Raw genomic sequence first — 23,789 nt, forward strand, 5'->3', positions numbered from 1 at the left:
TTTTAAAAATTGGGGGTTTTTCTACAATCTGAAACCGCCATAAAGGCGGTTTAAACTTTTCTTTTCTTTTGCTCTTAAATTTAATAAGGGTCTGATACGTGGCTTTGTTGAATTGCATCTTCAATGGCTACTTCAGAGCCATCTCCACCAATCGTATTTCTGTGAGATTGGTGATGTTCCTTTTCTTTATTCATTAAACCTTCTTTAATTCTCTTTCCATATTCCGGGTCACATTTCATAAAATGCTCGACCATCTGAACTTGAATTCGCTGGTCACAGGGCTTCAATGTTGTGACCAAATTCTTAATGAGATCATCCTTCTCCCAATCAGCAAAACGACGGAAGGTTTCTCCTGCTTGTGCGTGGTCATTGGTACGTTCAATTGATTCACGCGACAACTGACCAGATACAATCGGTTTATACTCTTTTCCTTCTTGATCAGCTTCTTTTAAGTTATTAAGAATACTTGGCTCATAATTGACATGAGGGTTTTGCTTAGGTCCTTGATCGACATGATAGGCCATTTGTCCATCTCTTTGATTCGTTGCCACATGTTTCTTTGGTGCATTAATCGGTAGCTGCTGATAATTGGCACCGACACGATATCTCTGTGTATCCGAGTAAGAATACGTCCGACCTTGTAAGAGCTTATCATCAGAGAAATCTAAGCCATCTACTAATACCCCTGTACCAAAAGCAGCTTGCTCAACTTCTGCAAAGTAATTTTCTGGGTTTTTATTTAATACCATTTTCCCTATCGGTACCCATGGGAATTGATCTTTGTACCAAAGTTTAGTTGGGTCTAATGGATCAAAATCTAATTCAGGGTGGTCATCATCACTCATTACTTGCACAAATAATTCCCATTCAGGATAATCACCACGTTCAATCGCTTCATATAAATCTTGAGTCCCATGGTTAAAGTTTAGCCCTTGAACATGCTCAGCCTGCTCCTGTGTCATGTTTTTAATTGGTTGCTTAGGTTCCCAATGGTACTTAACAAGAACAGCTTCACCGTCTTTATTCACCCATTTATAGGTGTTCACACCTGAACCTTGCATCATTCGATAATTAGCCGGGATTCCCCAAGGAGAAAACAAAAAAGTAACCATATGCAAAGCCTCCGGGGATTGAGAGACAAAATCAAAAATTCGTTCACCATCTTGGATATTCGTAACAGGATCGGGCTTAAATGAATGAACAAGATCTGGGAATTTTAGTGCATCACGGATAAAAAATATTTTTAAATTGTTACCGACCAGATCCCAGTTTCCATCTTCCGTATAAAATTTCACAGCAAATCCGCGTGGATCACGTAATGTTTCAGGTGAATGTCCGCCATGAATAACACTTGAGAATCGAACAAATACAGGCGTTTGTTTCCCCTTCTCTTGAAATAGCTTGGCTCTTGTATATTTAGAGATCGGCTCTTCACCAAATGAACCATATGCTTCAAAATATCCGTGTGCTCCTGCACCACGAGCATGAACAACTCGCTCAGGAATTCTTTCACGATCGAAATGACTAATCTTTTCGAGAAAATCATAATTCTCCAGCGTTGTTGGACCACGATTTCCAACCGTTCGCATATTTTGATTATTTGTAACGGGGTGACCTTGTCGGTTCGTTAACGTATCTTCGGTTTCATTGCTTCCGTAACGCTTATCAAGAGCACCGCCAGCCCCTTCAACATTCGTTCCTGTTGCTTTATTCTCGTTTTTTGACAACTTAACCACTCCTTATCTCATCATTTCTTTACAAAATAAAGAATGTCCATAAAATGGATAAACTATGTATGAAGTTCTACTTTTTTGACTCATAACGAAAAAAACCCCTTAAAAGGAGTTTTATATCATTCACGCTCTTTATAAGTAAGGTGCATTTAGATTAATGAAATAATAAAACTAATGACAACAATGGCTCCGATAATCATCAAAATTGTTCTTAACATGTTATCAACTCCTCTTCTGTCTTTCCTTTACTTTACCCTATTACCGTTTCTATAAACGGGGAAAAAAGCAGTAGAGTACAAAGACCTAAAACTATAGATCCACCGAAAGTCAATACAACATTTTCCAACACCTTTTATTACAAGCCTCAACTGGCTTTTATATAAACATTAACACTTTATTAAAAGTATAAAAACAAATAATTTCTCACAAAAAATTGGACATAAGTCCTGTTACATCTCACTTTTTAATTTGTTACGATAGGGAAGTTACTTTCAAAAGATTAGTAGGAGGATTTTATCATAATGAATATTCTAGTCATAAAAGCTAATAATCGACCAGCAAACGAAGCAGTATCTAGTAAAATGTATGAAACTTTTATGGAATCTCTTAAAAAGAGTTCATCAACACATATACAAACTTATGATTTATTTAAGGAAGACATGCCTTATCTTGGCCAAGAGTTATTCGATTCATTAGGCAAACTTCAATCAGGAGGTCAGTTAACTGAAGAAGAGCAACGCCTCATGTCTGCCAAACAAAAAGCGATGGATGCTGTAGAGAAAGCTGATGTCCTTGTTTTTGCATTTCCATTATGGAATCTTACCATCCCAGCACGCCTTCATACATTCATCGATTATATTTATTCAGTAGGATTTACTTTCAAATATGATCAAAATGGACAGATGCTTCAGCTGTTAAACGATAAAAAAGTCATTTTCTTGAATGCACGTGGCGGTAACTTCTCTGCCCCAGAAATGGCCACTTCTGAACACGCAGTCAATTATATGTATCATGTTTTCCATAACATCTTTGGTATGGAAGTTATCGACCAAGTTATCATTGAAGGTCATAATGCGATGCCAGAAAAAAGAGATGAAATCATCGCAGATGGACTTGAAGAAGTTAAACAAGTTGCCGCTCAATTTCATTAAGAATGATTCTATGAAAAGACCTGTGTCCAAGTTGGGCACAGGTCTTTATTCGATATGAAGATCTAGATTTTAAGATTTTCTACGCACTAAATAGCTCGCTCTATTTCAAGTAGTTCTCAGTCATCCACTAGTTTTTAATTCTTGATAATACCTTTTGGCTAACCAACACGTACATAAAGCGATTACAGCCATCATCAATTGGGAAATAACTAAACTCGTTATAATTTCTTGTTGATATAACAAACCAGGAACGGCAAACGCAATATGAAAAGCGATAGCATAATAAACATACTTCTTATTTTCGCTTGCAATAGCATATAAGATAAATAAAGATAACGCAATATGTACTACGATTGAAAAGAGCTGCTCTAGAACACCAAATACAATAAAACCTGTAGACACCGTCATTAATTGATCAGCCAAGGCTTGATCTTCAAATAACCCTTCATTCATCATCACGGCAGCTGTCAACATACTTACACTTGTAAAACCCAATACGAGAACTGTCTCAAGACTTGAAAAACCAACACCAAAACCAAGTGCAGCTTTTTCATTTCTTTCCTTTTTCAGCATATACTTCAATGTTAAAAAACGACCTATTTCAACCACAACAGCACCTGTTATAGCAATGATCAGTACATATAAAATCCCTTCTCCAAATAGGCTTCTCGTCGCTTCGGTCGAGAAAAAGAGCGTTAAAATCACATTCATCAAGATTTGTGAAAATAGTAAGAACGCTAGCATACCGAATAAAAGGGACTTCATAGACACTTTAAACTTAAGCTTTGCAACTAGAATAAGAATAATTGGTATAACGATCGCTGCGTATACGGATATGGTTAATATCCGTACGATACTTTCTGCTATCAATGAACTCTCCCCCACAATTCACTTTTCTCTCATCATATCAAAAATGAAAGGAAAAGGGTGAATTTTCGGGTAAATTGTTTTGTATGAAAGTTACTTATGGGCGTAGACTTATTAATACTAAAAAGACTATTGATAGTGAAATCACGAGTGGAATTAATGAAAGTAATTTTACGACCTCTTCTTAGTGACAAAACCAATCAATAACATAAGTAACCCTATGACTGGAAGTGCAATAATTATTACAAATGCCCTAATCATCCTAAACCTTCATTTTAGTTAATTTTCTCTCCAGTGTAATTTCACACTCCAAAAAAAGAGTCACTTAAAATTAGAAAATTACGAAAATGTTTTTTGTCAAGATTCCCCTGCCCTATCTGCATATAAATAACCCCCAAAGCACTCGTGCTTCGGAGGTTATATGATTTTTTATGGATGAATCAGCCTGTATTAACTAATCCGGCTGCGACACCGCTGATAGTGAGTAGAACTTCAGTCATTAACTCTTCGTCTACCTCATCAGTTGTACGCATTTTTTGGATCAAATCAACTTGTAAGAAATTAAGTGGATCTACATAAGGATTACGACGGCGTACTGACTCCTGAATATTAGAAAAGTTATCAAGTAACTCTTGGTTTCCTGTTATTTTTAATAAGGCTTCTTTTGTTTTCTGATATTCTGTTGCAATATCTGAATAGATACGCTCAGCCATGTTTGAATCCTCTACTAAATTCAAATATTCCTTCGCCGTGAACAAATCGGCCTTCATTAATGCCATTTGTAAATTATGAATCGTTGAGTGGAAAAATGGCCAGCTCTGATACATGTTCTGTAGCATTTCCAAATTCTCTGCTCCTTGTTCCAAGAAAGAACTAAAGCCTGTTCCTGCTCCGTACCAAGCAGGTATCATTTGGCGTGATTGTGTCCAAGCAAACACCCACGGTATTGCTCGTAAATCTTCGAATTTAGAGCTATTCTTTCTACGAGTTGGCCTTGAGCCAATATTTAACTCACCTAATTCTTTTAATGGCGTTGCCTGATTAAAATAAGTTAGAAAATCATTATCTTCAAAAACAAGTGATTGATATTTTCGTAATGCATGTTGGGACATTTCTTCCATGGCAAGTTCCCACTCTTTTTCGCGGAAATGACCATGCTTGGACTTCTTGTTCACTGTAGCTGTCGCCTCAACTAAGGCAGAAGTTGCTTGCTCTAAGTTACGGAATGCGATGCTTTCTAATAAATATCGTGAAGACAAAACTTCACCTTGCTCGGTAATCTTCACACCATCACCTAATGTTTCGACCGGCTGTGAAACGATACTACGATTAAGTGGACCGCCGCCCCGACCTAAGGAGCCACCCCGTCCATGGAAGAACTTCAAACGAATATCATAGTTCTTCGCCATTTGGTGGATTTCAAGCTGAGCATTAAACAGCTTCCAATTCGCTGTTAATGTTCCTCCATCTTTACTTCCATCAGAATATCCTAACATAATCTCTTGGTGGTCGCCACGAACTTGTAAATGATAACGATATAAATCCAAATCAAATAACGTTCTCATGATTTGTGGACCAGCAACTAAATCGTCAATCGTCTCCAGCAACGGAGCTACATGTAAGCCACTTTCGACGCGACCATCTGCATGTAAACGATAAATCCCAGCTTCTTTAGCTAATACTAGGACCTCTAACAGGTCACTAGAAGATTGTGTCATACTAACGAGATATACTTCAATTGAACGTGTACCAAATTCTAAATGAGCTTTTCGAATCATTTTAAATACATTAAGAACTTTTAGTGTTTCTTCCGAATAGTCGGCTTCTAATAAAGAAATAGGCCTTGGATCTTTTAATACACTCGTTAATACCTTTATCTTTTCTTCTTCCGTTAATGATGAGTAATCATCACATAGTTTCACAGCATTTAATAATTCAGAAACAGCAATTTCATGTTCTCCACTATGGTTACGAATATCCAACGTTACTAAATGGAAACCAAACAATTGAACCTGTCTAATGATATGACGGATTGTCTTTAATTTCTTCTCTGATGGTTGATGTTCTTCTACAAGTTCACGAATTCTTATTAAGTCTGCTTCAAGCTCTTCAGATTGTTGATAACCAAGGTCAGATTTTCCTACTTCACTTAACCTTTTTAAGATAATCGCAAATTTACGTCGATATATTTCACTTTTGACGGACCACTCTTCACCCGACTCCAAATACTTTGACTCTTCTTGTTCAACATGTGATACAAACTCCTGGTTAACCACTACTCTTGAACTTGACTGACTAAAGCGTTTCATTAGATCAGTGATCGACTTACGGTATTTTTTCAGGACTAACTGTCGTTGAAGTTGTAAGGTTTCCCATGTAACTTCAGGGGTAACATTTGGGTTACCATCTCGGTCACCACCAATCCAGGAACCAAAGTGAAGGAAATTAGGTACTTCTAACTTTTCCTCTGGATAATACTCCTGTAAATACTGTTCAAGTTCTTGATGTATTTCCGGTATCGTTTCAAATAAAGTTTCCTCAAAATAATATAGACCATTTTTAACTTCGTCGATAACAGTTGGTTTTCTATGACGAAGCTCGTCTGTTTGCCATAAAGTTGCGACTTCATTGTATAAGCTATCTTCCAAACGAATTCTCTCTTTTTTTGTTACAAGTGGAGAGTCCAATTGATTTAAAATATATGATATACGTTTTTGAATTTCTAAAACCGTTCTTTTGGTAGCTTCTGTCGGATGAGCTGTTATGATCAATTCAATGGACAGATTGTTAAGTACTTTTTTTATTTCATCAGAAGTCATTTCCAAATCCTTCAATGTAGAAACAGACTTCTCCAATGAGAATGATTGAAGCTTGGCACCTTCTTGTAACTGATATTGCTTTCTTCTACGGATACGGTGGTTTTGTTCAGCCATGTTAACTAAATGAAAATATACAGAAAAAGCTCTAATAACCTGCTGTCTTGTAGGTGGCTTTAAATTACTGATTTCTGCTTTAAGTTTTTCATACGTATTAGGGTCATAATTTTGTCTTAACTTTTTGGTCATTTCACGGATAGTTTCTACTTTATTAAATAGTTCTGTACCACCATGATGCTGTAAAATTTCCCCTAATATATTCCCTAACTTCTTAACATCATTCCGTAATGATACGTTATTATCTGTCATTGCTGTCATTTACCCAACCTCCATACTCTCCAGCTCAGATTTTGCTTTTCAATAAGAAGAGATAATTTCAAATAATTGAAAAATTCTAAGCTTAATCATATTCCATACAACGGTTTTTTGTCTCTATCTATCTGACCATTATACTAGATTTAAGGTAATAACTCAAAGAAAGGGCATTTTTAATAGATTTTACGTATGTTGAAACAGCCCTTTTAATAAAACTTGTAGGTAAGTACGAACTAACTCCTCCACATTTTCACTTTCTGGAGATTCATTCAACAAATAATAATTAATGATAAAACCTAAGACACTATAATAGATCAAGTCAATCGTTGCATCGATATCAACGTTACGGAAATATCCCTCATTGACCTTCTCCTGAATAAATACTCTCATCGCGCTCTTTAATGGTTCAATCATAAACTCTTTTGTTGCTCTCCTTACTTCCTCGTGATAAATACTTTCGCTGAGTAAAATTGTCATTTCTATATTATGTTCTTTAAAAGCTCGAACCCTTTCTAAAATAATATCTTTAATTGCTTCCTCAGGTAAAAGATATTTATCTTTATTAATCTTCGTTGGCATTGAGACTTTTGCTATGGCTGGTGCTAATAATTGAAATAATAAATTCGTTTTTGATTTAAAGTTACGAAAAAGGGTAATTTCTGCAACACCTGCGAGCTTGGCAATGTCCATAGTTGAACTATTTTCAAAACCTTTGGTAGAAAATAACTCTCTTGCAGCATCTAAAATCTTTACTTGTGTTTTTGAGAGTCTTTTATAAGGTTCAAGACCTCCCTTAATTAATTCGATTGTTTCAGAAAAATCACTTTTTACATCCATTTCCTCATTCATATGCTCACCCTCTTTTACTTCATCCGATAAAGGACTTATGAACTATTATTATACAACTAAAACTAGGTATTTAAAACCAAAAACAAGTATAAATATAACTTTTTTTTAGTTCTTTTTTATAATTATCAACCACATTATATATGTATTCTTTTATTTTTTCCAGCTTCCACCTTAACTATGCCTAAAAATTCCTTTAAACTTCGTATGCTTTGTGCCTACTTATTTACAATACGGTTAGCACTTTTTTAAATGGCACAACAAAAAAGTTCGCTGAGTTATTTTTCTCACCGAACTCTTTCTTCCTCTTTTTCACTTTTTCCAATGCCTAGACATATTTATTTACGGTAAAATTTTCGTCGACAAGTAGCCAATTTTGCGGAAAGTTCCATCTTAATACCCAATAGAAGAATCCTCTTAAATTGTACTCCTTCACTACATCAAATTTCGCTTGAATACTTCTTGCATCCTCAAACCAAACTTCATGTTGTCTGCCTTGCTCATCTATATAGAAGAAATATGGTGCCTGTGCCTCTTCGTCATACATAATTTGAGCATTATGCGTAACCGCAAGAGCTATCGCTTGTTGATGATCAATTGCACGAGCTCTCGATTCACCTTCAACAAAAGGTAAGGTCCAATCATAACCATATAAAGGAATACCTAAAATAATCTTCTCATTTGGTATTTCGGAAACTGCGTAATCTAACACTCTTCTAACTTGATTTAGAGGTGCTACGGCCATCGGTGGTCCTCCTGTCCAGCCCCATTCATATGTCATAAGAAAGACGAAATCATTTACTTCTCCATGAAACCGGTAATCAGCTCCCTCATATAAAACACCTTGCATATCAGCTGAAGTCTTAGGTGGTAACGCACTTGATAACCAATTACCGCGAGCATCCATTCTTTCTCGAGCTTTTAATAAAAATTGATTATAGGCTTCTCGATTTTCTGCACCTACATATTCTAAATCTAAATCTAGTCCAAGATACCCTTTTTGTTCCATAATCACTTCAACTTCATCTAACACTTTATTTTGCAAAGATTCGTCCTGTAAAATTTGTGTGATTAACTCTGTGCTAAAACCACCTTCTTGTAGGTTTGTTAATACCAATAATGGCGCTACTTGATGACGATATGCGGTTTGGATAACTTGCTCTTCATTCAAACTTGAAAGTGAACCATCTGGTTGTATATTATAGCTAAATATAGGTAAATAACTTAAGTGCTCACCAACAGCATCTACATCATTGGCTGCGTTCGCTCCCGAAATCTCCATAGACAGATAAGCTCCAACGTCTGCTTGACGACGGTTTTCAGGATTTGCCGGGATATATAATCGATATCCCACAGGAAGATTGTTTGTATTCAAATTATTAAACGCTAATAATGTTTGTAAAGGTATTTGGTATCGTTGACTTATTCCATACAGGTTTTCCCCAGGTGTAACCCAATGATAGCGACCAGTTATGGGAATAACTAATGCCTGCCCGACTACTAATTGGTTAGGGAATTCAAGTTCATTAGCCGTAGTAATTTCGTTTGCATTAATACTATAGGCTTGAGCAATCTGCCATAAGGACTGTCCACTTTGAACGACATGAATTTGCATATAATGCCTCCTTATCTTAATCATCCATATGCATATACATATGCATTTACCTACTTACTCTTTTTCATCATTTAAATGTATGCACCTGCCCGGCTCTCTGTGACAGTTCCCTTCATTTTTTTCTTCGCATCACACAAATAAGGTGGTGCTAAAGTTCTTACCCTCAGCACCACCTCATCCAGATATATTTATTTGTTTCTTTTTTCTAAACCTTTTTAATTTCTTTTACACTTGCATTGTCATGAATATCTAACTCACCCTTATACTCTACTAAATCAACTTTACACCCCGGTCCAATCTTAATATGATTACCACGTACCACATCTGCCTGTGTATATTCAATTTCCACTTTATCACCTTCTATAACTTCTGCAGTAAGTTCTTTCGCTAATGGTTTAAATAGTCTGTCTAACAAGTTAGACTTCGTTCTTGTTACAGAGATGATTTCTCCACCTATTTCTTTCACATAAGAGCGACCGTTTAATTCGATTTCAACTTTATCAGCATTTAAAAGACCTTCTATTTTAAAACTTCCGTTAAACTCAGCATATTCCGCCTCACAATCGCCTTCTATTTTTACGCTACCTCTAAGAATTAAATGTTCTCCTGAAGTATCACCAAGGATTCTGGAGGAACCACTGATTTTGAACTCTTTATACAGTACACTCCCTTCTATAACCGTACTACCATTCACTTTAAGTGTTTCTTTACTTCTTACATCGCCACCCACTTTAGTACTCCCGTTTATTGTTATTTGTACCCCTTCAATGTCTCCCTCCACTTTACTAGAGCCATTACAAAGAAACTTTTCACATTCTATATCTCCAGAAATTCTACCACTGCCACTAATTTTTACCTGATCATACTCTCCCCCTGTTGCACTTCCACTTCCTGAAATAATTAAATTTCCTTTTTCTTTTAATGTACTACTCATTGATTTCACTCCTTATTTAATGATTGAATAAAATATACCAATTTCCTGAAAATAGGATACTTTCGCTTTTGGATGGTGGGTTTTTTATCTCATCTTGCTGACAAGAATCTTCTTGTTTTTCGATTATTTTTTTCATAGTTATTTTCCTTTGTATAAAAGTGCGAACATAGAGCGCTACTCGCCGCTACCTAAAATTATGCTTCGCGTCCTGCGGGGTGGTGCTGAACTAACTGGCTTTGCCAGTGGATTTCAGCCCGCCACTACTTCCGAGGGAGTCTCCGCATAACTCACCCGCTTGGGGTACTGTTAATTCTCAAGTTTACAAAACACTTTACTATCATTAATAATAAAAACAAAGGCAAAATGAACGAAGTGCCAACAATCAAAGAGCCTAACCGATCTTTCATCTTTGTTTACAATGTCTTCTTTCACTAAGCCGGTATTAAACGAGTAATCTTGCTAGTTTTTGTTTAACATTTTTCACTTCTATATGGATGACGATTTTGACATTGGCTTCTACAATCATATTGGCGTTTTCCGTAATCATTACAAAAGAAACACCCATCTTCCTTAATATAAATACATGTAATTCCTCTGCGTCTTGACCCTTTTTTCCATTGTTTATTAGAAGTGTTATCATTTGTTTCGCTTCTTCCAAACTTATTTCTCCACTCTTTAATCCCTCTTCTACTATCAATAAGCTTAGAATCGTAGAGTATTGAAATTCTGATGTTGTACTTTGATTTAATGGAAATAATTCCATGACTTCACTTGAAACAATGTTACGTTCCATCAGATATTCTTTAGACAAACTGGTTGTATTTACATTTAAATTTCCAGATAATTGGTCTGCTAACTGATCAAGTGATAAACCATCCTTTAAATCAATGATCTGCTTAATCCTTGTCATCATTTTTGCTTTTGGAAAGAATGTTTCTTGTCCTGTAAATGTTGATTTTCTAATAAACCATGATTCAGGAATTAAGTTCTTCCTCTTCCATCTATAAAGCTGTCCATATGAAATTCCAGCTTCTTTTAATAAATCCTTCTTAGATATAAGCTCCTCTTCCATCAATCATCACCTCCAAATGGGATTTCTTAATTACAATGTAACATAACACTGTTACGTTAGTAAAGACTTTATTTTCAAAATATTTAGATGTATTGACTTTCTTCCCCATCTCATCAATAATCGACTAAAATGAGATTTATATGAAGTGGGCGATAAAATGAATACATACTTTGCAGATTTACATATCCATATTGGTCGGACTGAGTCGGGACGCCCCGTAAAAATCACCGGTTCCAAATCTCTAACCATCGACTCTATTTTACGTGAAGCCAGTCAAGAAAAAGGACTTGATTTAATCGGAGTCATTGATTGTCATGTTCCTGAAGTAATTCAGACACTCAAACAGAGAGTAAGTAACGGTGATTGTACGGAACTTACTGAAGGTGGAGTACGCTTTGAACGAACAACTTTACTACTTGGTTGTGAATTAGAAATCAATGACCAGTTAAGTAGTGGTCCAATTCATGTCCTTGCCTTCCTCCCTACTCTAACTAGTATGGAGAAATTCTCAAATTGGTTATCGACTAAAATGAAAAACCACCATTTAAGTTCACAGCGAATTTACACTTCGGGACTTGACGTACAGAAAATGGTCAAAAGCCTTCAAGGATTGTTTATTCCTGCTCATATATTCACCCCGTTTAAGAGCTTATATGGGAGTGGTGTCAAGCAATCACTTACAGAAGTTTTTGACCCAAATAAAATTGATGCTGTTGAATTAGGTTTAAGTTCCGATACAAAAATGGCAGCACAAATTAAAGAACTCGATTCTTTTACGTTTTTAACTAATTCTGATGCACATTCTCTAGGTAAAATTGGTAGGGAATATCAGCAATTGAGGTTGAAGGATTGCAATTTTAATGAATTCGCAATGGCTTTAAAAAATGAATTAGGAAGAACGATTTTAGCCAACTATGGTCTTAAACCGCAAATCGGTAAATATCACCAAACAACTTGCGAAAAATGTATTTCTCCTAAATCAAGGGATGAAAACACCTGTCTTCAATGTGGTCATCACCGTTTTGTCAAAGGGGTAAGTGAGCGTTTAAAAGAATTGTCCAATACCGACACATACTCACCCTTAAGGGAAAGACCCCCTTACATTCACCAAGTTCCACTTGAATACTTACCAGGTCTAGGTCCAAAAACACTCATGAAATTAAAGGATCATTTTGGTACAGAAATGAATATTCTCCACCATGTTCCTTCCGAACAACTATTAAAAGCTGTGCCAGAAAAAATAGCAAAATTAATTATCGCAGCTAGAACGGGCGGACTTACGTTCCAGACTGGTGGAGGCGGATTATACGGAAAGGTAGTTGATCAGAAATGATGAGCTACCTTTTTATTTTTAAATTCTAATTCTTTTTTTGTTGACATTCACTGCCCTCAGAATTAAGATAAGAATGCAACTACTGATAATGATTATCATTATTGGTACATAGTGCAATTTTACTTGAGGAGAATGAACATGAAAAGATTAGGCTTGCTTATCCTATTTGCCTGTGTTTTTCTAACAGCATGCGGCAATGAAAATTCAACAAACGGGGGGATTGATGGGCTCGAAACTGAAGATTCAACCGTTACATATGATTCAGAAACGGGTCCGATTGAAGTACCTGCGGATCCACAACGTATAATCGCTTTAACAAACGGCCCAAACGTCCTAGCTTTAGATGGTAAAGTTGTTGGTATTGACCAATGGACAAATATGAACCCTTTATTTGATGATAAATTAGAGGATGTTGAAATTGTTTCCGAAGAAAATTTAGAACAAATTATTGAGCTTGACCCTGATTTGATCATTGCAGGTTCTTATATGAAGAATCTTGATAAAATGAGTGATATCGCTCCAACTGTCGTCTACACATGGGGAGAATTGGATTACCTTGATCAACAAGTTGAAATCGGAAAGCTTCTCAATAAAGAAGAAGAAGCAACGAAATGGGTAGCTGATTTTCAAGAGCGTGCCGAAGCATCTGGAAAAGCCATTCGTGAAAAGATTGGTGAGGATTCAACCATCTCTGTTTTAGAAACCGGAAATAAGGAAATTTACGTATTTGGCGACAACTATGCACGAGGTACAGAAATCCTTTATCAGGCAATGAATTTAAATATGCCTGAAAAAGTTGAGGAACAAGCATTAGAGTCTGGTGTTTATACATTATCGTATGAATTATTACCAGACTTCGCTGGGGACTTTATCGTTTTAAGTAAAAATCCAGATGTTGATAATTCTTTTATGGAAACTGAGACATGGAACAATATTCCTGCTGTTAAAAATGAGCAAATAATTGAAATTAATAGTAAAGCTTCTACTTATAGTGACCCTATTACTTTAGAATATCTTTTAGAAATCTTTGAAACAGCTTTATTAGGTGAATAAGCATGAGGAAGCTGAACATATTTTTGTTCAGCTTTTTTAAATTCTACTTATGATAATTCCCGTACAGACTCTCGCTCCCAGAAGTTTTTAAATCGTGCATAAGCGAGCGGTTTACCTAATCGTAACAAGTTATCGGCAAAATCAATAATTGTACAAGATTCAGTCCCCCCAAACCTTGGCCCTCTTAAGCCTCTCCCTATCATTTGTTCATACAAAATGACACTCGTAGTTGGGCGAGTAATAACAATGTAGTCAGTCTTTGGAGCATCAAAACCTGTTGTTAGAACCCCATAATTAAATAAGAACTTGATCTGACCTTTTTTAAATTGGTCAATATACAATCTTCTTGCCGTTTTTGGTGTGTCCGAAGTAATCGCTACCGCAGAACTGTTTAACACATTCATCGTCTGAGCTAATAATTCTGCATGTTCGACCGTACAAGCATAAATAAGAACGCTGGCCGTTTTTGGTAATTTTACAAGCGATGAGACGATTTGTTTATTCCGCCAAACATCAGTTGCTAGCACGCGTAATAACTCTGTGAAGTCACGTTCTCCATTTGCAGTCACACATTGTTCATCAACTTCATACACACGTCCCGATTGATAGATTACATGCTTAGGTTTCGCTAAATAGCCATGTTCCCTAAAAAAACGTAAAGGTGTTTCTTGTTGATTTAAATTAATTTTTGGTTGAATGAGATGAGCTTCAAATTTATTAACCAGCTTCATCGTTTGTTCATCATTACGACCTGGGGTAGCAGTCAATCCACATATTGGAAATGAACGTCCACCAGAAAGTTCTTCTGCTTTCTCTAATAACTCTTGATACATAGGAGCGACAGCATGATGTGCTTCATCAATAATCATTGCCCCGCAATCACATAATATCTCAGCTATGATAGGGTCTTTACTTTTTAATCGATAAAAGAGTTGTTGAATGCTTGCCACCACAGCACCACCGCAAAGCTCTTCTTCATCGATTTGATTTCCTGAGAAATAACGATATAACCGTAAAGATTCTGGATAATCCTTTTCCTGCCACATCTCTGTTATACACGCGATTGCCTGTTCACATAATTCCTCACTTTGTGCAATCCATATAAAATAACGTCCTTTTGCAAAGCCTTCTCTCATCCATTCAATATAACTCTCAACCGCCACACGTGTTTTCCCTGTGCCAGTAGGCATTGTTACGACACATCTCGTATGGTTTCCCTCTAGTTTTAGAACCTTTAAGAGCTCATTTTTCAACTGTTCTTGAAAAGGAACTAATGGCGGTACAATCCTTTTGGGCTCAACATCAATAAAAGATTCTTTTCTAATGACTTTATTAGCGGATTTGCCTGCAAAACTAGTTGGAAACCCTAAAGTTCTGACAAAATCCTTCGGCCATCTCCCACCGACTAACCACTTCTTCTTTACGAGTGGTGTTACCATATATTTTGAAGCTGTTATCACCTTCTTCGTATCAGGATTTCGTTGATACAGGGCGATAAGGTCAGGTTCTTCCAGTTGCTTCAGTAAATAGCTCCTTAGCTCTCGAACCGCTAGCTCACTTCCTGCAAATAATAACTCAGCTTTTTCACGAATAATTAATTCTGCTATTTTTTGTTCCGTTAAGGATTGTCCTGTCAGTTCTATTAACATGTCTTGGATATCGTCTAATCGTTCTTTCCCAAGAATACGTATGAGCAATCTTATTGGTACTCGATACTTTTCTATTAATAATTGCAAACATATTTGAACTTCTTGCTCTGTCACTTTTTTCATATTTCCAGCTCCACTTGCTTTATGATCAACTCTACTAGTCTATAGCTTTCTCACTCGCTTTGGCAACTGATATTTTTTTAACGTTGGAACAAGTGATAGAACAACCGCTGCTTATCATTAAAGAATTGCTCCATGATCTGATAATGCTCTGTTTCCTCGAGCGTAACCGTGGATATGCCAACTTCATTTAATTGATATAATGTCGATTCCGGATAAGCCATTAACAATGGTGAATGTGTGGATATGATGAATTGCGAACCATTTTCGATCAATTCATGAATCCTTGCTAATAACGACAGTTGACGCATAGGTGACAAGGCTGCCTCAGGCTCATCAAGAATATATAACCCATTCCCTGAGAACCGATTCATAAAGGCAGCAAAAAAAGACTCACCATGTGATTGCTCATGTAAAGACTTCCCGCCAAAGCGGTCGATAATTTTTGGACCTCCATCACCTTCATCTAACTCTTCAATATTGGTTGCAACATTATAAAAAGTTTCTGCTCGAAAGAAAAAGCCATCCTTTGGTCTTTTCACACCTTTACTTAATCGAATATAACGATCTAAATTCGAATGACTTTCATAACTTGCAAAGTTAAAATTTTTCGTTCCTCCTTCAGGATTGAAACCATAGTTAACGGCAATTGCTTCTAGAAGAGTCGACTTTCCCATCCCATTCTCACCCATGATATACGTTACATTTGGATGAAAAATAAGCTCGTCTAATGAACGAATTGCAGGCAAAGAAAAAGGGAACTGCTTTTTATTTTCTATTCGCTCCTCTAAAACCGTTAATTTTTTTACATATTGGTCATATGTAGTTAATCTTCTCATTTTTTCACTCCTTTTTTATAAGTCATTATCATTTTTTAACTATAGCATTAAAAAGACACCCCTTGCTAGAAGCAGGAGTGTCCCATATATCCAATTACTTGATTAATGCTGTTTTAATATTTGATCGTTAACAAATGCTTGTATAAAAAAAGTCTCATTCTCATTTGCTTTTCGTTTGAACTCTTTTTCGAAATGAATCATTGCTTCTTCTAAAGATGTTGACTTCACAGCCTTATTGGCTATTTGTAATTCCTTCCAATATAAATCCATTTCAGCTAAGTCACAGATTGATTCATGTCCCAATAGAAAATATTTAGCTTGATACTTTTGAATATCTTCAATCATTGGGTTTAACATTTGTTGTTCATAGTGAAACAATGAATTTCTAGTTTTACCATACGCACAATCTCCTAAAAAGATTAGTTCATCATCTTCTAAGTAGACAATGGTGGAGTCATTAGTATGTGTACTGCTTACTGTATCGATTTGACATATTTTATGACCTAAATCTATTTTCAGTGTCTCATCAAAAATAATGTCCGGGTCCCTTAATTGAAATAAAGGGTCATTTATCAGATTTTCCTGAATGGCTTTCATCGCATATTCATTGATTAGTTGCTGATCGACTAATTGCTGTAATGAGGCATCAGTAAGTGAATCTAGCTGCCATTTTTTCCATTTCTGATGCGTCCGTCGGTTCATAATGATTGTGGCATCATACTCATTCGCTCCTAAGAAATGATCCCAATGAGCGTGAGTAATGACCAGATAACGGATAGGTGGAATTGATAATTTCTCTATTTCTCTTAAAAACTCTTGGGCATGTTGTGGCGAGTTGCCACCATCAATGATTAAACTATACTTTTCACCACATACTAACCCTAATACTGGTCTTTCCTGTTTTTCATCATGTGACAAATAATAGATATGTTCATTCCATTTATTTAACATGTTAATCTCCTCTTCTTCATTTATATTCCTCATGAATGCGAGAGACTTTCTACATGTTGTAAATTTAATTAGCTATAGAAATTCTCTCTTAGAAAAGAGCTACCATTGGACTAATCCCTCCTTAAGTAAAGGTTAATTATATCATAATTTTATTATTTTTACAATTTTCAGTATCTTCAATAGGAAAAAACGAGCAACCCTATGGTCACTCGTTTTATTTGGATTAAAATTCACGATCTTTCACTTGATTCTCTTCTTTTAATTCCTCTTCTACTTCTTCTTCAATTTTCTCAACTTTCTTTTCAGCTTCAGGATCTTTCTTAGATAAGAACCATCCACCTACAGCAATTAATATAAGGACTGAATAGAAGAATAATTTCCATCCTGTTGAATGAGCAAAGTCATGCGGGATAACGGCGAGATCTTCGTGAGATAATGTAAGGACAATTAATTTCACCCCGACCCAACCTACAATCATAAATGCAGCAATCTCCAGTCCTGGTCTGGCATGAAGTACTTTTACAAACCAAGTAGCCGCAAATCGCATAATAATAACACCAATTAATCCACCTGTTAAAATAACCATAAATTGTCCTGAGTCCATTCCACCAATGGTTCCGAGCCCAGTAGGTGGTAAGGCTATCGCAAGTGCCACAGCAGCCAATATCGAGTCAACCGCAAAAGCGATATCAGCTATTTCAACTTTTAATACCGTAACCCAGAAACCTGCTTTTTTCTTAGGTCTTTTTGTTTCGTCATCTGGCCGCTTTCGAAATACCCATTTTCTAATAATATGGTTTAAGGCAATGAATAATAAGTACAATCCACCAATCGCTTGAACTTGCCATACATCGACTAAAAATGAAATGATAAATAAGGAAGCAAAACGGAAAACAAAAGCACCAGCTAAACCATAAAATAATGCTTTTTTACGCTCCTTTTCTGGTAAATGTTTGACCATAATCGCTAATACTAATGCGTTATCTGCCGCTAATATACCTTCTAATAATATTAATAATAAAAGAACCCAACCGTATTCAAGTATTAATGAAACATCCAATTAAAAGCTCCTCTCTTGGCAACCAAGATTATCTTTTTTTATCTTGTGCTATCGTCTTTCTAATCATGCGGTCAAGTAGAAATCCGACAATAAAAACATCATCAACAAATCCAAGACCGACAATAAAATCAGGTATTAAATCAAACGGTAAAGCCAAATAGCCTATGATAGCTATTGTGTATATCACTTTTGTAGAAAGTTTGATCTCCTTCATGCGATAAAATCTTACTATTTTTGGTATTGAGCGCCAAAATGTTAATAAAAATAATAATCGTTTGAAGAACCGTTTCATTTTTTCACCTCTTTAGTTTCATGTAACCTCCCTCTAACACTAAAAAAACCTTCACCGCTTCGGTAAAGGTCAAAATGAACAGAAAAAGACCTTTACCGTTATCAGTAAAGGTCTTGCTAACAACATTATGTAAAGTTGCCAACAAAGCCGAGAGCATCTGCTCCGTAATGACGACTTTGCTGTAAAAGCTACTCCCCTTTAGGAGGTTTATTCAGCTGTATTATTTATAAGATTACTTTAATCCTTTTACCTTAACTTGTCAATGTATTTTTTGTTGGAACGTTACCCTAAAGGCGAGGTGCTTTTCTTCAATAAGCTCTCCGAGAATGGAGGCCTACTTTTCCTACAACAACTGGCACCACTTTTACTCTCTATGTTGTTACTTTCAGGCCTTTCCTACAACACCCGGCACCGCTTTAAACGATACCAGCTATTTGTTCTAATGCATGTAATGAATTGATTGTATAATCAATTAATCCTGATATATCATTCATTTGTTCTTCTGTAATCCTTCTTTGAAAATGTAAGGTGATGTGATTATCCCACTGTTTCGCTTGCAGAGGCCTTTTAAATAATTGCGATAACTTTTGTTCTACGTTTAAATCCCGCTCCCAAACTGATTTGAATGCCCCCTCAATTTCAGCACATGTTCTTTCCGGGTTTACAAGTTTGCATTCAAATTGTATAAGTAGTTCACAACTTGGCTCAGTACCGGGTAATTCTAGAAGTTCTGCAGAGATATTTTCTAAATCTGTATGCAAATGGATTTCAGCTTGTACCGTACTAGTCTCTTCTAATTGAAATGTGAGAGAAAACGAACGAGACATATTCGCCAAATCGAGATGGTCTTTTCTCCCGCTTATTATAATTTCTTGATCTAGGTTATCACGGTCATACACTTCATTTTCAAATCCGACCTTCAGATTCTCAAAAACAGTTGGATCAAACAGCATTGCCACCTCCTATTACTTGCTCAATTTTATAAAGATCTAAATCAATTTCGGTATCATTACCTAGTGCAAGCTGTGCTAGTTCCTTCCCTAAATATGGACCGACCGTCAAACCACTTGAACCTAATCCATTTGCAATCATAACGTTTTTAACATGAGGGAGTCGTCCAATGACAGGTAATGCATGCGGTACTACAGGTCTAAACCCCACTTTAATTTCAACTAACTCTTCCTTTTTCATATCTGGTGCTAAGCTAAAAGCTTTACTAAGTATTTCATGGGCTGCACCAGCTGTCGGAATTAAATCAAATCCCTTATCATCTTCATGCGTCGTCCCAATTACCGTTCTTCCTTGTTCAAAAGCAAGCATATATAACGTAGAAGGGGCGATCACAACTGGCCAATCTTCAGTTTCTCTTTCCTGTAGTTGCATGGTTAACAACTGTGCTTTTTGAGGTTTCACTTGAAAATCAACATGAAGAGATCTTAAAGTTTCTTGCCCCCATGCACCTGTTGTTACAATAATTTCATCAGCTGTTAATGTCTGCTGATTAACATTAACTTGTACATATTCCTCATTCTGTCGCGATAAGACCGCATCTCCTTCTATAAAATTTGCTCCTAACTGGATAGCTGCATTTTTTAAAGCCTGACTGAGCTTTTTCCCATCTACCTTTGCCCCACCACTAGCATACGCTGCAAATAATCTCTCTGTTAATAACGGGAACATGTGAGCAACCTGTTCAGACGATAGCTTACTCACATCTCCCATCTCAGGAGCTTGAGCTTTTCTATCTTTGGCTAAAGCAATTATCTTATCAATTTTACTTTCATCAGTATGTACATGTAACGCCCCTACCTTTTGATAGCCCACATCGTATTCGTCATGTTTGGCTAACATCTCTACTAACTTAGGGTAATAGGCGGCTCCATTTCTCGCCAAAAAATACCAAGCCTTATTTCGACGTTGGGATAACCACGGACTAATAATCCCTGCTGCTACATCTGTCGCTTTTCCCTGGTCGTTTCGATCGATCAACGTAACTTTCTCGTTCAAAGCGGCTAAATGAAAAGCTGCTGATGCTCCTAATATTCCCGCTCCAATAATGACATAATGTTTCCCCATCTAAAAAACACCCTTTCTTCTAATCATTATTATAATTCGTACATGTTTATAAACAAAGGCATAACGGGTAATGGTTTACAAAACAGAACAAATAACCAAGAAAAACATTCACGTGCGGTGAATCCCATAGGACGTAGTGACAGAGCTGTGCTCCACTGACGTAGCCAGTTAGCTTAGTGCCACCCCATAGGGGACGAGGAGCATGATTTTCGGTAGCGACGAGTAGTGCTCCATGTTCGCACTCTTTCATACAAAATTTTTAAAGCAAAAAACTTGAAAGTCAGAAAAGGTCAGAGTATACTATAATCAATAAAGGTCAAATATAGTCAAAGTCAAATAATTGACCTTCACTCATTGAATCTTTCAACTTCGATGAAACATTTACATTTATTGAAGGAGGCACAACCAATGAAATGTCAAAACTGTCAACAACATGAAGCACGTATAAATATTCGTTTACAATATAACCACGAGCAACACGAAATGAAACTATGTTCAGCCTGCTACCAAGAAATACAGAAGTCCAAGCAAATACCATCTGGATTTAATGGTGGATTTGACCATTCTATGGGAATGGACCATTTATTCCAATCACTACTAGGTAATCAAGGTCAGAATAACGAACAAAAGAATCAACCACAGCCCAGCCAACGAAAAGGTGGCGGTGGCTTTCTTGACCAATTTGGATACAACTTAACCGATGCAGCAAGAGCCGGTTTAATCGATCCTGTTATTGGCCGTAATGCTGAGGTCGAACGTGTAATTGAAATATTAAATCGACGCAATAAAAATAACCCCGTATTAATCGGAGAGCCCGGAGTTGGAAAAACAGCGATCATCGAAGGATTTGCCCTTAAAATCGCTGAAGGTGATGTACCAGATAAATTAAAGAAGAAAGAGGTAATCTTACTTGATGTTGCCTCACTAGTTTCCAATACAGGAATACGCGGACAATTTGAAGAAAGAATGAAACAGCTTATTTCCGAGCTACAACAAAGAAAAAACGTCATTCTTTTTATCGATGAACTCCACCTCATTGTTGGAGCAGGTTCAGCAGAAGGCTCGATGGATGCAGGTAATATACTTAAGCCAGCTTTAGCACGAGGTGAGTTACAGCTAGTCGGTGCAACCACCTTGAAAGAGTATCGTGATATCGAAAAAGACGCTGCTTTAGAACGTCGTTTCCAACCTGTAACCGTCCTAGAACCTAATCAAGAAGAAGCGGTTAAGATTTTAAAAGGAATTCAATCTAAATATGAAGATTTCCACCAAGTCAAGTTTACCGATGAGGCCATTACCGCTTGTGTACATTTATCATCACGTTATATCCAAGATCGTTTCTTACCAGATAAAGCGATTGACCTTTTAGATGAAGCAGGTTCTAAAAAGAACTTACAAGCAGGTATAACAAGTCAAGATGATGTGAAACAACGCTTAACAGAAATCGAAGTTGAAAAAGACCAAGCCTTACAACTCGAAAACTATGAGTTAGCTGCTAAACTTCGTGATGAAGAGGTCAAGCTTGAAAAGGAACATTCAGATTCAACTCAAACAAAACGTACTAAGGTCACAGTCGAAGATATTGAACAAATCATCGAAAAGAAAACAGGTATTCCTGTAGGTAAAATCCAAAAGAACGATGCGGCCAAAATGAAAAATCTAGCTGCTTCTTTAGCTGGGAAAGTAATTGGTCAAGAAGAAGCCGTCAATAAAGTCGCAAAAGCAATACGTCGTTCTCGAGCTGGCCTAAAAGCCAAACATCGCCCAATCGGTTCCTTCCTATTCGTCGGACCAACTGGTGTCGGTAAAACTGAGCTCACCAAGACATTAGCCGCTGAATTATTTGGTTCAAAAGAGGCAATGGTTCGATTGGATATGAGTGAATACATGGAGAAGCATTCTGTTTCTAAATTAATCGGTTCTCCCCCAGGGTATATCGGACATGATGAAGCTGGTCAGTTAACGGAAAAAGTGCGTAGAAAACCATATTCCATCATTTTATTAGATGAGATTGAAAAAGCACATCCAGATGTACAGCACATGTTTTTACAAATCTTAGAAGATGGACACTTAACGGATAGTCAAGGTCGTAAGGTAAGCTTCAAAGACACGGTTATTATAATGACAAGTAATGCAGGCGTTGCTACTAAAAAAGTAGAAGTAGGTTTTGAAAAAGGGAATGGAGCGATGAAAGAGGCTTCTGTACTAGATTCATTATCAAGCTTCTTTAAACCTGAATTCCTTAACCGTTTTGATAATATCATTGAATTTAAACATCTCGAAAAAGAGCATTTGATTGAAATTGTAGAGTTAATGATAAACGAATTAAGACATTCAATGGCGTCGAAAAATGTAAATCTCGAGGTTAGCCAGTCCGCTAAAGAAAAGCTAGCGGTGCTAGGTTACCACAAAGCGTTTGGTGCTAGGCCACTTCGTCGGACTATTCAAGAACATCTCGAAGACAAAATAACCGATATCATTTTAGATGAAGAACAAGTTCAATCCATTAAAGTGGACATGGAGAATGACTCAATCATTGTAAAGTTTAACTAGTTTATGTCATACAAAAGAGGCAGCCTAAGGGCTGCCTCTTTTGTATGACAGTTGGTGCGAACATAGTGCGCTGCTCGTCGCTACAGAAATATTCGCTCCGCGTCCTGCGGGGTGTCGCTGAGCTAATCGGCTATGCCAGCGGATCTCAGCCCGTCACTACGTCCCATGGAGTCTCCGCATAATTCGCCCGCTTGGGTTAGTCTAAAATTTCAAGTTCAAAAAACATTCTTAGGATAATCATTAGTATGAAAAGCACAAAACCAAAATGAAAGAAAGACCACTAATCAAAAAAGCCAAAATCAGCTTAGATAAATGCCTGTTGTTAATGGTTGTAATTACGGGTTTGTTTTTGATATCAAATTGACTGTCTTATTCACTCAGGCTATATTGAGTGCTCTTTTTCAGCTTCATTTCTGTGTATTTTCATTTGCTCCACATTGAGGGGCTGCTTTTA

Annotated in this window: 18 protein-coding genes; 4 read left to right on the top strand and 14 right to left on the bottom strand. The window is 36.7% G+C overall.

Going from position 1 to position 23,789, the window contains the following annotated elements; all coding sequences use genetic code 11:
- Positions 1-80 precede the first annotated feature (80 nt).
- On the bottom strand, positions 81-1,727 hold the full coding sequence (locus PQ479_RS06515) for a catalase (RefSeq protein WP_047988489.1): 1,647 nt from the start codon (positions 1,725-1,727) through the stop codon (positions 81-83).
- A 527-nt stretch (positions 1,728-2,254) separates the two neighbouring features.
- Here PQ479_RS06515 and PQ479_RS06520 point away from each other — a divergent pair.
- Positions 2,255-2,884, top strand: coding sequence for an FMN-dependent NADH-azoreductase (locus tag PQ479_RS06520; protein WP_047988488.1), 630 nt, complete (start codon positions 2,255-2,257; stop codon positions 2,882-2,884).
- A gap of 120 nt (positions 2,885-3,004) precedes the next feature.
- On the opposite strand, the gene PQ479_RS06525 is transcribed toward PQ479_RS06520, so the two are convergent.
- The 6 genes from PQ479_RS06525 to PQ479_RS06550 form a co-directional block, all read right to left on the bottom strand.
- A complete protein-coding gene (locus PQ479_RS06525) occupies positions 3,005-3,754 on the bottom strand; it encodes a YhfC family glutamic-type intramembrane protease (RefSeq protein ID WP_047988487.1) in 750 nt (249 codons plus the stop codon).
- Between the two features lie 437 nt (positions 3,755-4,191).
- Entirely contained in the window at positions 4,192-6,945 is a 2,754-nt protein-coding gene (ppc, locus tag PQ479_RS06530; RefSeq protein ID WP_047988486.1) for a phosphoenolpyruvate carboxylase, read from the bottom strand.
- Between the two features lie 180 nt (positions 6,946-7,125).
- Positions 7,126-7,791, bottom strand: coding sequence for a TetR/AcrR family transcriptional regulator (locus PQ479_RS06535; protein ID WP_047988485.1), 666 nt, complete (start codon positions 7,789-7,791; stop codon positions 7,126-7,128).
- Positions 7,792-8,116: 325 nt separating this feature from the next.
- Positions 8,117-9,403, bottom strand: coding sequence for a glycoside hydrolase family 18 protein (locus PQ479_RS06540; protein WP_047988484.1), 1,287 nt, complete (start codon positions 9,401-9,403; stop codon positions 8,117-8,119).
- A gap of 205 nt (positions 9,404-9,608) precedes the next feature.
- Positions 9,609-10,337, bottom strand: coding sequence for a polymer-forming cytoskeletal protein (locus PQ479_RS06545; RefSeq protein ID WP_047988483.1), 729 nt, complete (start codon positions 10,335-10,337; stop codon positions 9,609-9,611).
- 442 nt (positions 10,338-10,779) lie between these two features.
- A complete protein-coding gene (locus tag PQ479_RS06550) occupies positions 10,780-11,409 on the bottom strand; it encodes a DUF4004 family protein (RefSeq protein WP_047988482.1) in 630 nt (209 codons plus the stop codon).
- 157 nt (positions 11,410-11,566) lie between these two features.
- Here PQ479_RS06550 and PQ479_RS06555 point away from each other — a divergent pair, with 157 nt between their 5' ends.
- A complete protein-coding gene (locus tag PQ479_RS06555) occupies positions 11,567-12,742 on the top strand; it encodes an endonuclease Q family protein (protein ID WP_047988481.1) in 1,176 nt (391 codons plus the stop codon).
- A gap of 138 nt (positions 12,743-12,880) precedes the next feature.
- Positions 12,881-13,795, top strand: a complete 915-nt coding sequence (locus tag PQ479_RS06560) for an iron-hydroxamate ABC transporter substrate-binding protein (protein ID WP_047988480.1) — start codon at positions 12,881-12,883, stop codon at positions 13,793-13,795.
- Between the two features lie 47 nt (positions 13,796-13,842).
- Here PQ479_RS06560 and PQ479_RS06565 read toward each other — a convergent pair whose 3' ends face one another.
- From PQ479_RS06565 to PQ479_RS06595, 7 genes are all read right to left on the bottom strand, one after another.
- Positions 13,843-15,567, bottom strand: coding sequence for a DEAD/DEAH box helicase (locus tag PQ479_RS06565; protein WP_047988479.1), 1,725 nt, complete (start codon positions 15,565-15,567; stop codon positions 13,843-13,845).
- Positions 15,568-15,644: 77 nt separating this feature from the next.
- Complete coding sequence (locus PQ479_RS06570; RefSeq protein WP_047988478.1) at positions 15,645-16,403, bottom strand: AAA family ATPase; 759 nt, start codon at positions 16,401-16,403, stop codon at positions 15,645-15,647.
- 102 nt (positions 16,404-16,505) lie between these two features.
- Positions 16,506-17,354, bottom strand: coding sequence for an MBL fold metallo-hydrolase (locus PQ479_RS06575; RefSeq protein WP_047988477.1), 849 nt, complete (start codon positions 17,352-17,354; stop codon positions 16,506-16,508).
- A gap of 223 nt (positions 17,355-17,577) precedes the next feature.
- A complete protein-coding gene (locus PQ479_RS06580; RefSeq protein WP_047988476.1) occupies positions 17,578-18,414 on the bottom strand; it encodes a TerC family protein in 837 nt (278 codons plus the stop codon).
- 28 nt (positions 18,415-18,442) lie between these two features.
- The gene (locus PQ479_RS06585) at positions 18,443-18,706 is read right to left on the bottom strand and encodes a YkvA family protein (protein ID WP_047988475.1); all 264 of its coding nucleotides are present in this window, start codon (positions 18,704-18,706) and stop codon (positions 18,443-18,445) included.
- A 416-nt stretch (positions 18,707-19,122) separates the two neighbouring features.
- On the bottom strand, positions 19,123-19,659 hold the full coding sequence (locus PQ479_RS06590; protein WP_053070376.1) for a hypothetical protein: 537 nt from the start codon (positions 19,657-19,659) through the stop codon (positions 19,123-19,125).
- On the bottom strand, positions 19,649-20,782 hold the full coding sequence (locus PQ479_RS06595; protein ID WP_047988474.1) for an NAD(P)/FAD-dependent oxidoreductase: 1,134 nt from the start codon (positions 20,780-20,782) through the stop codon (positions 19,649-19,651). Before PQ479_RS06595 ends, PQ479_RS06590 begins: the two co-directional genes overlap by 11 nt.
- A gap of 408 nt (positions 20,783-21,190) precedes the next feature.
- On the opposite strand from PQ479_RS06595, the gene PQ479_RS06600 reads away from it, so the two are divergent.
- On the top strand, positions 21,191-23,335 hold the full coding sequence (locus PQ479_RS06600; protein ID WP_047988473.1) for an ATP-dependent Clp protease ATP-binding subunit: 2,145 nt from the start codon (positions 21,191-21,193) through the stop codon (positions 23,333-23,335).
- Positions 23,336-23,789 lie beyond the last annotated feature (454 nt).

It is taken from the genome of Alkalihalobacillus pseudalcaliphilus (genome assembly GCF_028610675.1).
GTDB lineage: Bacteria > Bacillota > Bacilli > Bacillales > Bacillaceae_D > Alkalihalobacillus > Alkalihalobacillus pseudalcaliphilus.